The organism is Pseudomonas sp. AC112 (genome assembly GCF_979253545.1).
This window is the reverse complement of the sequence record NZ_CEEDCM010000001.1, coordinates 5,546,875-5,561,023: the sequence shown is the minus strand read 5'-3', so window position 1 is coordinate 5,561,023 and position 14,149 is coordinate 5,546,875. Positions and strand designations below refer to the sequence as shown.

Genomic DNA, 14,149 nt, shown 5'->3' with positions numbered 1-14,149 from the left:
GCTACAATCTATAGTGTTCACTTTTGGGATGGCGCTATGTTCATCACTCACAAACCAGCAGAGATTTTCCTCAACGCGTACTTGGGTGATGACTCTACCCAGTACTGGCAGTACGTTGAGCAGACCACTCATTGTCCCTGGTTTTACGTCACTGTGGGTCGACAACAAGGCGGTGAAGCGTTGACTAGCATGGTTATGCTTCCCAGCATTTCAGCGCTTGAGAAGCTACTTAATGAACAGGGAGCAGACATCTGGCTGTTGGATGCGCAGTTGGTTTCACCGGCTTATCTGAACGGAAGTGATGGGTGGAAGATGGAGAGGCTGTTAGAGGTGCGCGAAACGGTTGATGATATCAGTGAGGAGGCGGCCTATGTGTATTGCCTGGAAGGAGGGCATATCTACAGCGAGACCGTGGGGTCCAGCACATCCGATTTACAAAATCCTCGTATCATTTTTTCGACCACGCCGGCACCTCGGTGAACATGAGACCCCCATGCTCCAACGGTTAACGGCGTATTCGATACCAGCCACAGACTCGCCGGAGTTCGTCTGTAGCTCGCTCTAGGTCATACCCCCGCGTCTCGACCAGGTATGCCAAGAAGTGGTCAGCAAAGGTGTGACGAAAGTCATGAGCGGATAGTGTAGGCAAAAGTCCCGGATGAGCCAGCTCAATGGTCAGAAACAGCCGATCAAGCACGCTAGATAGGGCGCGAATCGACAGTGGGCGGGCTTGGTCGGAGATGAACAAATAGCGGTAAGGCAGTTTCATCGGTTTACCGTTGCGCACGGGGCGTCGGTTGCCTTGGATATAACGTTCATAGACCTCATACAACTGCGCCGAGATGCCGACCGTACGACCACGTGTTTTCAGTGCAGGCTCTTCGGCGCGCGGGTCGCCTGGATCATGTTCGCGATCATTGATACTGACATAGGCATGCTGAGAACCCTGATTGATATCCGTGGTGTAGAGCTTCAGAAGCTCACCGCGACGGATCCCAGTCTCCAGCAGCAATTCAATCATTAGCCAATTGCGCAACTGCAATCGTTCCGGAAATGGATTCTCCGCGGCGCCCGGGCGAATCAGTGTGCGAATGATCTGGAGTTGCGTAGCTGTCAGGCTGCGGTAACGAGTGTGGTCGGGACGAACATTGATGATATGGCTCTCAAAGCGCCGCTCTATGACGTCGGCGACATCTGCAAATACCACCTCGATGTTAACCAGGGTGGTTGAGTTTTGACGGGCGCGGGGGATGTAACGGGTGACACACCAGGACAGGTATTGCTTCAGCAATCGCAGGTACTGGTCACGGGTACGCGGATCGATCTGCGGAAAAGGTGCCGTTGCAGCGATGCCGATTCGGGCGACCAGATTATCGGCTTGACGGCCGCTTTGGAGCCAGATGGCGTAACCATCCAGCAAAGCCAGAATCGCCTCAAAGTGGCAGGCCAAGATGGCCTCATCGATATCCAGATCTCGGGTTTTGGCATAGGTGTAGAAAGCCTGGATCGCGCGCAGATGCGCCGCAGCAGTATTGTAAGCGCGGTGCCTGAGTTTGAGTTGGACGTAGATGAACGGAACGAGTATGGGCAACGGCGCTGCATTACCAGCTTGCACGAGCAGCGGTACACGCTGACCTGAAGAGAAACGGCACTGAATCAGCTTCATCGGCAGCCACCTCATTCAATGACTTGCCATGAACACGAAGTACATGGCCCGTTGAGAGAGTGGACGCCAGAAGCGTGTTTGTCGAATCAGTGGCTTGGGCAGCTCATGAACATCTATGACATGACCTGCCGTTTAACATAATATACATTATGCGAACCTTCCAAACTATCCGTTAGCAGCTCCGTACGACGCATTTCACTAAGCGGCCTGCAACCAACACCCGCAGGTTCAAAAGCAGCCACCGTCGCCCTCGTTGATCTGTCTTCGTTCGACCAATGGGCAGTCGGACATTTACGACTCGTCAGCGCACTGTTCACCAACACTGTGGTGAAATCGATAACGTTGCCCGTCGTAACGCATTACTGGAAAACAAAAGCCTGGGCCGCCGACCTCGACATCAGGCCACCCATCACTGCCTTTGCTGGCGAGGAACTGAGCGACACCGTTTTCTTCGAGCATGAGTTTCCAATGACCGTCAGCCTGCTGGCTGACTAGATAAAATCCAGTGCCCGCTTGCCCATAACAGTCAGTGCTGCCTTCTGTAATCAACGCGTCCGGACGGCCGTCACCGTTCAGGTCCTTAACCAGCTCCATGGTCGCCGGCGTGTAGCTACCTGTTGTCTCGATTTCGCACTCCGACGTCTCTTGGTTAAATCCAGCAGCGCGGAATGCTTTTAACTGCTCGCTACGCGGTAGTTCATCTGCCAGCGCCGTAGCACTGGTCACGAACCATGCCACCCACAGACCTGATTTAAGCCGTCCCAGCATATAGACCGTCCCTTTATGAAGCCCAATGTGATGTGTCGCGACTGTACCCGCACTAGCGTAAAGGATAAAACGAGAAGTGCTAAAGGATTCGCTACGCGCAATCAGGGGCAGTGCCCGTCAGATTTCAACAGGCAGAACCCCTGTCTGGCTCAAACCTGGGCAAAGCCTCCGTCGACAAACATTTCACTGCCAGTCATGAAGCTGCTCTCATCCGATGCCAGGAACAACGCGGCTGCGGCAACTTCTTCAGGTTTGCCGATACGTCCCAGTGGAACCTGCGCCGTCATGTCGTCGATGATCGCGTCCTTCTGGCCCGTACCCGACAACGCCAAGTCCAGACCCGGTGTCGAGATTGGGCCTGGTGAAAGTACGTTGACGCGAATGCCGGTGCCTTTCAGGTCCAGCGCCCAGCTCCTGGCGAAATTTCGCAGCGCGGCCTTGGTGGCGCTGTATACGCTGAATGCCGGTGTGCCCATTGTGCCGGTGGTCGAACCGGTGAGGATCACTGAGCTGCCAGCGCTCATCAGGGGCAACGCTTTTTGTACGGTGAACAATGTGCCTTTGACGTTGATACCAAAGGTACGGTCGAACGATTCCTCTGTGATCGATCCGATCGGCTGGAAATCTCCCAGGCCTGCGTTGGCGAACAATACGTCAACCCGGCCCTTGGTGGCCTTGACCTGGGTAAAGATGCGCTCCAGGTCGTCAAGGTTTGAAATGTCGCCCTGGATGGCGATGGCTTCAGGCCCGATCAGTTGCAGCGCTTTATCCAGTTCTTCCTGGCGACGTCCTACGATGACTACCTGCGCGCCTTCAGCTGCAAAGCGAATGGCGGTTGCCAAGCCGATGCCGCTGTTGCCACCGGTCACCACTGCGATTTTCCCGTTGAGCCTGCTCATGCTGAACTCCAATGAATTAGGTTGAGGCCCAACTCTAGATCTACGCTATTCTTTTGAATAGTATGCACCTTTAAGTAAGTACCCCCCCCATTGGAGCCAAGCCATCATGGCCAATAACTCATTCAACTGTGGTCTGGAAGCTGCCCTGGCGGTGATTGGCGGCAAATGGAAGCCCCTGGTGCTGTTCAACCTGGCCCAGAATGTTCATCGATATGGTGAATTAAGACGCGCAATTGGCGGTGTGACCGATAAGGTGCTGATCCAGCAGCTCAAGGAGTTGGAGCGCGACGAGATCATTGCCCGTGTGGACTTCCACGAGATACCGCCGAAGGTCGAGTACTCCCTGACACCCTTCGGGCAATCCCTGGCCACGGCCCTGGGCGCGTTGTGCCAATGGGGCACGCAGCATATGCAGACGGTTGAGCGTATCGCCGAACGGCGTACGTCTGCCCTCTCCCAATCTTGAGCCCCCTGCCCTGAATGCCAACTCAACTAAATGACTATTTAGTTGAGTTAAATCAATGCGTTACAATCTAAAGCGATCGACGGACCGTGACAGCTGGCCTGCCAGGCTGGACAACTCGTCTGTTGTCGACGCCGTCTGGCCAATGACCCGGCTATTACTCTCCGACATCCCCGCAATCATCTCCACCTGGTGAGCAATTTCATTGCTGGCCAGGCTCTGCTCCCCGATGGTGCGGGAGATATCGTTGACCATCTCGGTGGTATTCAACGTGGCTTGGAGAATCTCGCGAATTGCTCGCTCCACCTCGGCGGTCACCGCCATGCCCTTATCGACCTGTGCAACGCCCTCCTCCATGCTGGTGACCGCTTCCCGCGTGCTTTGCTGGATGCGCCCCACCATGCTGGCAATCTCCTGGGTCGAAGCACTGGTGCGCCCGGCAAGGCTGCGCACTTCATCGGCGACTACGGCAAAACCGCGCCCCTGCTCGCCAGCGCGGGCGGCCTCGATGGCGGCGTTCAAGGCCAGCAGGTTGGTCTGGTCGGCAATCCCTTTGATCACTTGGATAATGCTGAAAATCGCCTCAGACTCTTTGTCCAGCGTACGGATCACCTGGGCCGATTGCTGCGCGGAACGGGCGATGCCATCCATGTCGCTGACCACTTGGTGAATCACCCGGCCGCCGTCCTTGGCCAGGACTTGTGCCTGGTTGGCCATCTCTGAGGCGCGCCCGGCATGCCGAGTGATTTCCTCGATGCTGGCGGTCATTTCACTCGCGGCAGCGGCCATGGTACTGGCTGCGGCGCTTTGTTGCTGGCTGCTGCCGGCGACTTCATGGCAGCCGTGGCTCAGTTGTTCGCTCATGCCGTTGACGCCGTGGGCGTTGCTGCGCACCACTTCGATCATGCCGCGCAGGTCGCGTTGCATGGTGGCAAGGCTGCGAATCAACGCGCTGGCTTCATCCTTGCGGCGGGGTTCGACAATGGTTTCGCTCAAGTTGCCATGGGCGATACTCTCGGCAATGTGGCTGGCCGTGTGCAGCGGCCCCATGATGCTGAGCATGACCCACCGACCCTGTGCCAACAGTAATAGCAGACTGGCGATCAGCACCACGCCCAAGGTGAGGTTGGCATTGCTGATGCTCTGCCGAGTGCCGACACTGGCCTGCTGGGTGTTGTTTTCGATCTGCTCGCTGAGCGTCGCCATTTGGTCTTCAAGCTGGCTGAATGCCGCGTTGAACGTCCCCAGTTCACCGCGAGCGGCGTCGGGATTGTCGAGTGCCAGGGCGACGATGCGCTCGCCGGTGGCGATGTAGTTATCCAGGCTGGGGCGGATTTTTTCCAGGCTGGCCTTGAGCGCATCGTCCAACGGCAGCTTGAGATTGTCCGCGAGCACCTGGCGAAAATGCTCGGCGTGTTCCTGCAACGAGCTGTTGACCTCCGCTTTGCTGCTGGTGCTCTTGCCCAAGCCCACCAGCATTGCCGACAGCACGTCCGCGCGCAGGGCATCGTGCATCATGTCGGCTTCCATATGGTTACGCAGCACGGTCATGCTGAGTTCGCTGCCATGCACCGCAGTACCCATCCGGGTGTTTCCCAGGTAGCCGGCCAGGCTCATGATCAAGGCTGCCAGCAATCCGGTCGCAATCAACAACATCAAGCGCAGTTTGATCGTCATGCAGGTATCCCCATAGCCTGGACAGGCGGCTGGGAACCCAACCGCTTGAGCGTCTATTACCGTTATCGGCAACAGTTGGCTATTAGTGAAGCCCAAATCAGGGAAACGGTCGCCAAGCCTACGCCGAACGAAAATGTAACAACTGTGTAATCGTCACCTTGTATACCCACGGTCGGCTCACTAAGCTGGCCGGTCACTTGATGGCGCCGGAAATTCCATGTCTCGAAGCATCGCCCACCTCGCCCTCCTCCTGGGCTTGATCACCGCCGTCGGCCCCTTTGCCATCGACATCTACCTGCCCGCCTTGCCGACCCTGGGCGCGAGCCTGCACGCCTCGCCGGCACTGGTGCAGATGAGCCTCACGGTGTTCTTCGTCATCGTTGGCGTGTGCCAGCTGTTCTACGGGCCGATCAGCGATGTGTTCGGGCGCAAGCCGCCGATCTACGCCGGCCTGGTGATTTTCGCGCTGGCCAGTGTCGGCTGCGCCCTGGCGCCGACCATCGAAACCCTGATCGCCTTTCGTGCCCTGCAGGCGTTTGGTGCGTGCGCGGGCATGGTTATTCCCCGCGCCATCGTGCGGGACCTCTACACCGGGCATGAAGCCGCGAAACTCATGGCCTTGCTGATGTTGGTGATGAGTGTCTCACCGATCCTGGCGCCGCTCGCCGGCAGCCTGGTGATCGCGTTGTGGAGCTGGCGTGAAGTGTTTGCCGTGTTGGCGGTGGTGGCCGTGGCGTGCCTGGTGATGACCATCGTGCAACTGCCCGAAACCCATCCGGCCGAGCGCCGTCTGGGCAAGACCCTGGGCAACGCGTTCAGCAGCTACGGCGCGTTGCTGCGTGACCCGGTATTCATCGGGCTGTCAGTGGTATGCGGTTTTGGCCTGGCGACCTTCTTCGTGTTTATCGGCAGTGCGCCGTTCGTGTACATCGAGCATTACGGCCTGACGCCGACGCAATTCAGCCTGGGGTTTGCGCTGAATGCCGCCTCGTTTTTCGCCATGAGTCAACTCACTGCACGCCTCAGCGCACGCTTTGGCCTGGCGCCGCTGATTCGTTGGTCGGTGGTAGCCGTGGCGGCGGTCATGACCGTGCTGGCGGCCACCACGTTGTGGGTCGACAGCCTGGCCTTGACGATGACGCTGCTGTTTATCGGCTTCGGTTTTCTCGGGCTGTTGCTGCCCGCAGCGGGCGTGTTGTCGTTGGAGGATCATGGCGCGGTGGCGGGTTCTGCCTCGGCATTGCTTGGGGCGATCCAGATGATCACCGCCGCCGTGTCCATGACGCTGGTCGGTGTGTTCGCCGATCACACACCCGCGCCGATGTTAATCGGCATCGCACTGTGCGCTGTCGCAGCGATGCTCACCACGCTGTGGACCCTGCGCCGTCTACCGGCTCACTTGGCGAGCGCCCCGCCCTCCTCCTGATCGCTGCCCAATTGCGCCAGGTACGCCCACGGATAAATCCCGCGCTGGTGGCCATCGCTGAACACCAGTTGCACGCCATAACCCTGGGGGTGGACCTCCACCACCCTCACCGCTTCCGACACCATCGGTGGACTGCCCCGTAGCCGAAACGCCCGGCACTGCGAGCAAGGGCATGCACGGCGCAGGCGTGCATGCTCGATCCATTGGGCACCGTCGGCCCATTCCAGGCGCAGGCGGCCGTCGCGGCCTTGGCCAATGGCGTTCGGCGCGGCGGTCATTGCAGCTGCGCCAAGGCTATCCGCACAGCCTTGCGCACTTCCGGGTCGCCATCGTCGGCGGCATCACGCAACGCCGCCAACGCCTGGCGATCGCCCAATTCGCCGAGTGCCAGGGCGGCTTCCTTGCGCAGGTTGCTGATGCTGTGGCCCAGGGTCTGGATCAACGCCTCCAGCGCGGGGAGATAACGCAGGCGGCCAAGGCTGCGCGTCGCCCGCAAGCGAACCTGCCAGTACTCGTCCGCCAGCGCTGCGACCAGTGCATCCCCCGCATTGAGGCTGCCGACTTTGCCCAAGGTGGTTGCGGCTTCCTCCCGTACTTGCCAGGCCGGGTCCAGCAACGCCTGGTGCAACGCCGGTAGAACCTGGTCATCGTTCGCCAAGCCCAGGGCGCCGGTGGCAGCGCGGCGGACTTCGGTGTCGGGATCGCTGCTGGCCAAGGTCGCCAGGGCCTCAAGCGCAGGCAGGTGCTTGAGCCAACCCAGCACGCCCACCGCTTCACGCCGGATACCCGCGTCGGCGTCCGCCAATGCCAGCAAGGCCGCCGGCGCCGCCGCTGCCAGGCGCAGCTCGCGCAATGCGCGGAATATCGCGGTGCGCACGCTCACATCGGCATGCTCGGTCCAAGGCAACAGCAATGCCCCCGCCTCGGCGGTTTTCAATACGCTCAGGCTCTGGGCGGCCGCCTCGCGCACGGGCGGCTCGGCATCTGTGAGCGCCTCGCACAACGCCTGTACCACCTCGGTTTCTTCCCAGGCTTCCAGCAAGGTGGCGGCCTGGGCACGCACGTCCACGGAGGGATCGTTGCGCAGGCTGTCCACCAGCCATTCAAGGCCGTCGGGGTCTTCAAGGTCGGCCAGGTCGATCAGTGCAATGCGGCGCATGCCGGCGTCCGGGGCTTGCAGGCGCGGGCGCAGGGCTTCTATTTCGAGGTTATAGGTCATATGGCAAATCGCGGTGTTGAATGATCGGTGGGCAACCCGAGCGGGTTCAGGCGTGGCAACTGGCGGCCATCTTCATGGTGCAGCAGTTCCAGGCAATGACGCTTGAGGTGAGTGAATTCAGGGGTGGTCATCAGTTCGGTATGGCGCGGCCGTGCAAAGTCCAGCGAGAAGTCTTCGATAATGCGCCCCGGGCGCGGGCTCATTACCAGGATGCGATCGGCCAGGAACAGCGCTTCATCAATATCGTGGGTGACGAACACCACCGTGGTGCGAATGCGCGTCCAGATATCCAGCAGCAAGGCCTGCATCTTCATACGAGTCAGCGCGTCCAGCGCGCCGAACGGCTCGTCCATCAGCAACAAGCGTGGGCGATTGACCAGCACCCGGGCGATTTCCACGCGCTGCTGCATGCCGCCCGACAGTTGGTTCGGCCAACGCTCGGCAAACCCTTCAAGCCCGACCAGGGCCAGGATCTCGTCGGCTGCCGCCAAACGCTCAGCCTTGGCCACGCCGCGCATCTTCAAACCGAACGCGACGTTCTCGCGCACGCTGCGCCACGGGAACAACGTGTGCTGCTGGAACACCATACCGCGCTGTTGGGAGGGGCCGACCACTGGCTGCCCGTCCATCTGCAATGTGCCCTGGCTCGGCACCAGGTGGCCGGCCAACGCGCCAAGCAAGGTCGATTTGCCGCAGCCCGACGGGCCGAGAATGCACACGAATTGTCCCGGCTCGATGCGGCAATCCAGTGCCTTGACTGCCTCGAATGCCTGCGCCTGCTCTCCCAGGACAATGGACAAACCGCTGATTTCAATCCGACCTTCCATCAGGCTTTACCTCGCGAACGGTGCCAAGGGGTGAACACGGCGCCCAGGCGCTTGACCAGCCAGCTGCTGCCCATGCCCAGCACGCCGATCAACAGCATGCCGACCACAATGTCGGCATAGTTCTGGATGGTGTATGACTCCCAGGTGTAATAGCCGATGCCGAACTGTCCGGAGATCATCTCCGCCGTCACCAAGCAGAACCACGACGTACCCATGCCAATGGCCAGGCCGGTGATGATGCTGGGGGCGGCGCCCGGCACTACCACTTCCCGCAGGATCGCGCCCCGCCCGGCCCCCAGGCTGCGTGCCGAAGCAATCAACCGTGGATCGACGCCCTCGACGCCGTGCACGGTATTGAGCAGGATCGGAAACAGCGCACCGGTAAAGGTGATGAACACCATCGACAGCTCCGACGATGGGAACATCAGGATTGCCAACGGTATCCACGCCACCGCCGGAATCGGTCGGATGACTTCCAGGGGGGGCAGCAGCACATCTTCAGCCCATTTCGAACGACCGATAGCGATGCCCAGGCCAACTCCCACCAGCACTGCCGCCAGGTAACCTTCGAACACCCGGGTCAGGCTCGCGCTTAAATGCCGGGCCAGCTTGCCCGAGTCCACCAACCCCAGCGCCGCCTCCAACACGGCGCCTGGGGTGGGTACGTTGGCAAAGGTCACCAGCCACAGGTTCCAGTGGTGGCTGGCAGCGAGTTGCCAGAACAACAGGCATACCAGCAGTGACGCCGTGCGCGGCAACCAGCGATAAGCAGCAGTCGACATGGGCCTATTCCTCTCAGCGACCGACCACGGCCTGGGCACCGGCCGTGGTGAAGTCAAACACCTTGCCGCCCTGGGCATCCGCGAACTGCTGCGCCTGGCCCTTGAGCAGGAATGCACTCAACTTGCCTTGGCGATCACTGGCAAACCACGCCTGGTTGGCGAGCAGCTTGATGCCGCTGTCTTCGGCCTGGGTGTAGACGGCACGCACGTCCTTGCCGTCTTTTTTCAAGCGGGCCAATGCACTGAACGCCGATTCGGCAGACGCATAGTCACGCACCTTGGGCTCGCCTTTCACCCAGATTTGCGCCACGTGTTTCCAGTCGGTGATGGGCTTGCCGGTCAAGGCGTCGTTGGCTTTGAGCGGGGCCTGGGCGTAATTGCCCAGTTGCGCCTGATAGTCCAGGCCGGACGCCTTGAAGGCAGCGCGGATGTACTGGTCATCGATAAAGGTAGTGAGGTCGAGGCCACGGTCGGCTTTTTTCAGTAGCTTGAGGGTGTCGATGGCGGTGCCGACGGCCTGACGGTACTCCGGCTTCCAGCTCAGGTCACGGGTTTGCACGCCAAGCGGGCCGTGGAACAGGTAGTTGACCTCGGCTTCGACGCCGGTGACTTTTTCGATCAGTTCGCTGTATTTCTCCGGTTCCGCCGCCAGCAACTGGTTGGCTTCGATACTCGCACGCAGGTAGGCGACGACCACTTCCGGGTACTGGCGGGCGTAGCTTTCATCCACCAGCGCGCCGTGGAAGGTCGGGGTGTTGGACTGCGAACCGTCATAGATCTTGCGGGCGAAACCCCGGTTGGGGAACAGCTCGGCGAACGGCACGAAGTCGGCATGCGCCTCGATCTTGTTGGCTTGCAGCGCCGAACCCGCCACTTCCGGCGCCTGGGCGATGATGTTCACATCCGTGAGTGGGTCCCAGCCTTGCGCCGCGACGGCACGCAACAGCATGCCGTGGGCGGTGGACGCGAACGGTACCGAAATGCTCTTGCCCTTCAGGTCGGCCAACGACTGGGCGCTGGACTCGGTCGGCACCACAATGCCGTTGCCACTGCCTTTGATATTGCCCGACAACACGCTGATAAACAGGCTGTGCTTGCCTGCGCCCTCAAACGCCACGCCGTTGAAGGCGCCGGGGAAGTCGGCCATGGCGCCGAAGTCGAGTTTGCCGGCCACCATTTCGTTGGTCAGCGGTGCGCCACTGGTGAAGTTTTTCCACTGGATATCGTAGGTGGCGTCCTTGTATTTGCCGTCATGGGGCAAGTACTTGTCCAGCAGGCCCAGCTCGCGGATCAGCAAGCCGCCGGCGGCGCAGTTGATAGTGGTGTCCTGGGTGCCGATGGCGACCCGGATGGTTTCAGCCTGTACCGACAGGCTGATGGAAGCCAGCACCAGGCTGGCGAAGGTTGCGCGCAAGAACATTGGGTGTTTCCCCTCGAATCATGGTTATAGGCATCGTCTCCGCCGCGATCTGGCGCGGTGGGAAACGAGGGGGTACGGCGTTGGCGTCCGGTGTTGGCGGATGGCTTGGAGTCGAAACGCTCAACGCAGCAGGTACGGGATCTCGACCTTGACTGCGCCTGTGGGGCAGTCCTTTTCACACGGCATGCAGTACCAGCATTCGTCGAACGCCATGTACGCCTTCTGCGTTGCGGGATTGATCGCCAACAGGTCCATCGGGCAGACGTCGACGCACACCGTGCAGCCTTTTTCGGCAATGCACTTGTCTTCGTCGATCGTCACCGGCGCGTTGGAGTGAAAAAATATTTCCTGGGGTTGGTAGGCCATTTCACGGTGTCCTAGGCACTTTGTGGTTGTGCTGATTGTTGTGGTGAGCGGGCTTCTGTGGTGAGCGGGCTTGCCACAACAAGCCCGCTCACCACAGAAAGCCCGTTCACTAGAGATTGAGGTTCAGGCAGCATCAGCCCCCACGCGCAGGCGGTCGTAGGCTTGCATTTCTTCGGCGTCCAACGGGATGACGTAGGGCTCCACGGGTTTCTTGAAGCTGACCATCTGGCCGTCATCGCCCTTCTTCAGGTGGCAATGGCAGAACCAGTCGGCGTCATTGCGCTGCGGGTGATCGACGCGATGGTGGTACAGGCCCCAGCGGCTCTCGGCGCGGAACAGCGAAGCGCGGGCGGCCATTTCGGCGCAGTCGCGGATCACGCTGGTTTCCATGGCGCGCATCAGTTCGTGAGGGTTGTGGGCTTTCATCTGGTCGAGGTCGCGCTCGATATCACTGAAGCGCTGCAGGCCGATTTCCATCTTGCGGGTGACCTTGGGCGGCTGCAGATAATCGTTCACGAAACGCCGCAGTTTGTACTCGACCTGCGCCGGCGGCAGGCCGTTTTCGCGGTCCAGCGGCGCATAGACGCGGGCCTGCTCGGCGGCGACCTGCTCGGCATTCACCGCGCTGAAGTCTTTGTCCACCACATACTGGGCGGCGTTGGTACCGGCAAACCAACCGTAGGTAAACGCGCCCAGCATGTAGTTATGCGGCACCGCCGCCATGTCGCCGGCTGAATATAGGCCCTTCACCGACGTCTCCGCGCGCTCGTTCACCCACACGCCAGAGGCCGAATGCCCGCTGCAGAAGCCGATCTCGGAGATGTGCATCTCGACCATGTCGCTGCGGTAATCGGTGCCCCGGTTGGCGTGGAACTGGCCACGGCTCGGGCGCTCGTTGCTGTGCAGGATGGTTTCGATGTTCTGGATGGTTTCCTCGGCCAGGTGGTCAAGCTTGAGAAACACCGGGCCATTGCCGCTTTCGAGTTCCTGATGGAACTCCCACATCATCTGCCCGCTCCAGTAGTCGCACTCGATAAAGCGCTCACCCTTGTTATTGGCGGTGTAGCCACCCAGCGGGCCCGTCACGTAGGCGCAGGCCGGGCCGTTGTAATCCTTGATCAACGGGTTGATCTGGAAGCACTCCAGGTTCGCCAGTTCGGCGCCCGCGTGGTAGGCCATGGCGTAGCCGTCACCGGCATTGGTAGGGTTTTCATAGGTGCCCATCAGGTAGCCCGACGACGGCAAGCCCAGTCGGCCCGCTGCGCCACAACACAGGATCACGGCCTTGGCCTTGATCACCTGGAAGTCGGCGGTGCGACAATCAAAGCCCATCACGCCGTTGACGACGCCTTCGCTGTCAGTCAGCAAGCGCGTGCACACCAGGCGATTGGTGATGGTCACCCGGGCACGCTTGAGCTGACGGTACAGCACTTTCTTGATGTCATGGCCCTCGGGCATCGGCAGCACGTAGGCGCCCATGTGGTGGACCTTCTTCACCGCGTAGTCGCCGGTCTCGTCCTTTTCGAACTTCACCCCCCAGCGGTCCAACTGCTCGATGGTCTCGAAACTATGGGTGGCATAGGCGTACACCGCTGCCTGGTTGACGATGCCGTCGTTGGCGATGGTGATTTCCTTGGTGTACTGCTCAGGCGTCGAGTGACCGGGGATGATCGCGTTGTTCAGCCCGTCCATGCCCATGCTGATCGCACCGCTGCGCTTAACGTTGGCCTTGTCCACCAACAACACGCGCAGGTCGCGGTTGGCTTCCTTGGCCTTGATCGCCGCCATCGGCCCGGCCGTGCCGCCGCCGATCACCACGATGTCGTATTCCAGTTCCAGGGTTTGGCGGCTCACGGGCGGCTTCCTCGTTCACGGTCGATGCGCAGGCGATACTGGAAGGCGTCGCCACGGTAATACAGGTGTTCAAAGTCCACCGGCTGGCCGTCGGCGGTATGGGTCAGGCGCTCGATATGCATGATCGGCGAGCCCGGTTCCACGTTCAGCGCCTGGGTCAGGTCGCTGTCGGCCAGCACCGCGTCGATCGCCACATCGGCATGCCCCAAGTGCAGGCCGCAGTCGTTTTCCAGGATCAGGAAGATGTCGCGGGTGACCAGGTCAGCCTTTTCCAGGCGTTCACCGAGGGGTTGCGGCAGGTAGGTGATTTCCAGCGATACCGGCTCTCGGTTGATCAGGCGCACCCGCTTGATCTGCGCAACCACGGTGCCCTCCTCCACGCCCAGGCGCTCGGCCACCTGCTTGTCGGCCGGCACGAAACGAAAACTGCGCAAGCGGTTGATCACTTCATAACCGCGCTCGGTCATTGACTCGGCCAACCCCTGCAAGGTGCTGACGTTCTGGTAGGCCTTGGGCTTGGACACAAATGTGCCTTTGCCATGAATTTTGTAGATCAAGCCCTCTTTCTGCAGATCGCCCAATGCCTGGCGCACGGTGATGCGGCTGACCTTGAAGCGCGTGCCCAACTCGCTTTCTGAGGGCATTTGAGTGTTGGGCGCGTATTCGCCGTCGAGAATGCGACTGCGCAACAGGTCGCGCAGTTGGGCATGCAGGGGAATGCTGGACAGTGGAGAGAGGCTGGAATCGTTCATCAAGGTCACTTGTCATAACGAGTTATGACG

The 14,149-nt window shown here is 60.4% G+C and carries 15 protein-coding genes and 1 pseudogene; 3 read left to right on the top strand and 13 right to left on the bottom strand.

Features of this window, described 5'->3' with window-relative positions:
• Positions 1-36 precede the first annotated feature (36 nt).
• Positions 37-480, top strand: coding sequence for a hypothetical protein (locus tag AC0IYN_RS25980; RefSeq protein WP_471843963.1), 444 nt, complete (start codon positions 37-39; stop codon positions 478-480).
• A 25-nt stretch (positions 481-505) separates the two neighbouring features.
• Here the strand turns inward: AC0IYN_RS25980 and AC0IYN_RS25975 are convergent, their stop codons facing one another.
• From AC0IYN_RS25975 to AC0IYN_RS25965, 3 genes are all read right to left on the bottom strand, one after another.
• Complete coding sequence (locus AC0IYN_RS25975; RefSeq protein ID WP_471843961.1) at positions 506-1,666, bottom strand: tyrosine-type recombinase/integrase; 1,161 nt, start codon at positions 1,664-1,666, stop codon at positions 506-508.
• A gap of 291 nt (positions 1,667-1,957) precedes the next feature.
• A complete protein-coding gene (locus AC0IYN_RS25970; protein WP_471843959.1) occupies positions 1,958-2,434 on the bottom strand; it encodes a hypothetical protein in 477 nt (158 codons plus the stop codon).
• A 149-nt stretch (positions 2,435-2,583) separates the two neighbouring features.
• Entirely contained in the window at positions 2,584-3,333 is a 750-nt protein-coding gene (locus tag AC0IYN_RS25965) for an SDR family NAD(P)-dependent oxidoreductase (protein WP_406599695.1), read from the bottom strand.
• 106 nt (positions 3,334-3,439) lie between these two features.
• Here AC0IYN_RS25965 and AC0IYN_RS25960 point away from each other — a divergent pair, with 106 nt between their 5' ends.
• Positions 3,440-3,799 (top strand): winged helix-turn-helix transcriptional regulator, encoded by a 360-nt coding sequence (locus AC0IYN_RS25960; protein WP_078048471.1) that lies wholly within the window; start codon positions 3,440-3,442, stop codon positions 3,797-3,799.
• Positions 3,800-3,859: 60 nt separating this feature from the next.
• Here the strand turns inward: AC0IYN_RS25960 and AC0IYN_RS25955 are convergent, their stop codons facing one another.
• Positions 3,860-4,585, bottom strand: coding sequence for a methyl-accepting chemotaxis protein (locus AC0IYN_RS25955; RefSeq protein WP_457238963.1), 726 nt, complete (start codon positions 4,583-4,585; stop codon positions 3,860-3,862).
• 132 nt (positions 4,586-4,717) lie between these two features.
• Positions 4,718-4,858: pseudogene (locus AC0IYN_RS25950) on the bottom strand (HAMP domain-containing protein); the annotation flags it as partial.
• Between the two features lie 832 nt (positions 4,859-5,690).
• On the opposite strand from AC0IYN_RS25950, the gene AC0IYN_RS25945 reads away from it, so the two are divergent.
• A complete protein-coding gene (locus tag AC0IYN_RS25945; protein ID WP_406599696.1) occupies positions 5,691-6,899 on the top strand; it encodes a multidrug effflux MFS transporter in 1,209 nt (402 codons plus the stop codon).
• Here AC0IYN_RS25945 and AC0IYN_RS25940 read toward each other — a convergent pair.
• From AC0IYN_RS25940 to AC0IYN_RS25905, 8 genes are all read right to left on the bottom strand, one after another.
• Complete coding sequence (locus AC0IYN_RS25940; RefSeq protein WP_406599697.1) at positions 6,869-7,177, bottom strand: DUF971 domain-containing protein; 309 nt, start codon at positions 7,175-7,177, stop codon at positions 6,869-6,871. The two genes, AC0IYN_RS25945 and AC0IYN_RS25940, sit on opposite strands and share 31 nt — an antisense overlap.
• Positions 7,174-8,118: a HEAT repeat domain-containing protein gene (locus tag AC0IYN_RS25935; protein WP_457238952.1), complete on the bottom strand. Its 945-nt coding sequence runs from the start codon at positions 8,116-8,118 to the stop codon at positions 7,174-7,176. The genes AC0IYN_RS25940 and AC0IYN_RS25935 overlap by 4 nt, the downstream gene beginning before the upstream one ends.
• Positions 8,115-8,945, bottom strand: a complete 831-nt coding sequence (locus tag AC0IYN_RS25930; RefSeq protein ID WP_078048476.1) for an ABC transporter ATP-binding protein — start codon at positions 8,943-8,945, stop codon at positions 8,115-8,117. The genes AC0IYN_RS25935 and AC0IYN_RS25930 overlap by 4 nt, the downstream gene beginning before the upstream one ends.
• Entirely contained in the window at positions 8,945-9,727 is a 783-nt protein-coding gene (locus tag AC0IYN_RS25925; RefSeq protein WP_406599698.1) for an ABC transporter permease, read from the bottom strand. Before AC0IYN_RS25925 ends, AC0IYN_RS25930 begins: the two co-directional genes overlap by 1 nt.
• A gap of 13 nt (positions 9,728-9,740) precedes the next feature.
• Positions 9,741-11,147, bottom strand: a complete 1,407-nt coding sequence (locus tag AC0IYN_RS25920) for an ABC transporter substrate-binding protein (RefSeq protein ID WP_471843954.1) — start codon at positions 11,145-11,147, stop codon at positions 9,741-9,743.
• A gap of 120 nt (positions 11,148-11,267) precedes the next feature.
• Positions 11,268-11,513 carry a 4Fe-4S dicluster domain-containing protein gene (locus AC0IYN_RS25915; protein WP_471843952.1) on the bottom strand — a complete coding sequence of 82 codons (246 nt, stop codon included), beginning with the start codon at positions 11,511-11,513 and terminating at the stop codon, positions 11,268-11,270.
• A gap of 123 nt (positions 11,514-11,636) precedes the next feature.
• Entirely contained in the window at positions 11,637-13,367 is a 1,731-nt protein-coding gene (locus AC0IYN_RS25910; RefSeq protein WP_471843950.1) for a fumarate reductase/succinate dehydrogenase flavoprotein subunit, read from the bottom strand.
• The gene (locus AC0IYN_RS25905) at positions 13,364-14,119 is read right to left on the bottom strand and encodes a GntR family transcriptional regulator (protein WP_457238949.1); all 756 of its coding nucleotides are present in this window, start codon (positions 14,117-14,119) and stop codon (positions 13,364-13,366) included. The genes AC0IYN_RS25910 and AC0IYN_RS25905 overlap by 4 nt, the downstream gene beginning before the upstream one ends.
• Between the last annotated feature and the right edge of the window lie 30 nt (positions 14,120-14,149).

Coding starts and splice junctions, on each gene's coding strand:
- AC0IYN_RS25965 (WP_406599695.1), bottom strand. CDS start 3,333: ATGAGCAGGCTCAACGGGAAAATCGCAGTGGTGACCGGTGGCAACAGC.
- AC0IYN_RS25945 (WP_406599696.1), top strand. CDS start 5,691: ATGTCTCGAAGCATCGCCCACCTCGCCCTCCTCCTGGGCTTGATCACC.
- AC0IYN_RS25980 (WP_471843963.1), top strand. CDS start 37: ATGTTCATCACTCACAAACCAGCAGAGATTTTCCTCAACGCGTACTTG.
- AC0IYN_RS25970 (WP_471843959.1), bottom strand. CDS start 2,434: ATGCTGGGACGGCTTAAATCAGGTCTGTGGGTGGCATGGTTCGTGACC.
- AC0IYN_RS25975 (WP_471843961.1), bottom strand. CDS start 1,666: ATGAAGCTGATTCAGTGCCGTTTCTCTTCAGGTCAGCGTGTACCGCTG.
- AC0IYN_RS25955 (WP_457238963.1), bottom strand. CDS start 4,585: ATGGCCGCTGCCGCGAGTGAAATGACCGCCAGCATCGAGGAAATCACT.
- AC0IYN_RS25915 (WP_471843952.1), bottom strand. CDS start 11,513: ATGGCCTACCAACCCCAGGAAATATTTTTTCACTCCAACGCGCCGGTG.
- AC0IYN_RS25925 (WP_406599698.1), bottom strand. CDS start 9,727: ATGTCGACTGCTGCTTATCGCTGGTTGCCGCGCACGGCGTCACTGCTG.
- AC0IYN_RS25930 (WP_078048476.1), bottom strand. CDS start 8,945: ATGGAAGGTCGGATTGAAATCAGCGGTTTGTCCATTGTCCTGGGAGAG.
- AC0IYN_RS25940 (WP_406599697.1), bottom strand. CDS start 7,177: ATGACCGCCGCGCCGAACGCCATTGGCCAAGGCCGCGACGGCCGCCTG.
- AC0IYN_RS25960 (WP_078048471.1), top strand. CDS start 3,440: ATGGCCAATAACTCATTCAACTGTGGTCTGGAAGCTGCCCTGGCGGTG.
- AC0IYN_RS25935 (WP_457238952.1), bottom strand. CDS start 8,118: ATGACCTATAACCTCGAAATAGAAGCCCTGCGCCCGCGCCTGCAAGCC.
- AC0IYN_RS25905 (WP_457238949.1), bottom strand. CDS start 14,119: ATGAACGATTCCAGCCTCTCTCCACTGTCCAGCATTCCCCTGCATGCC.
- AC0IYN_RS25920 (WP_471843954.1), bottom strand. CDS start 11,147: ATGTTCTTGCGCGCAACCTTCGCCAGCCTGGTGCTGGCTTCCATCAGC.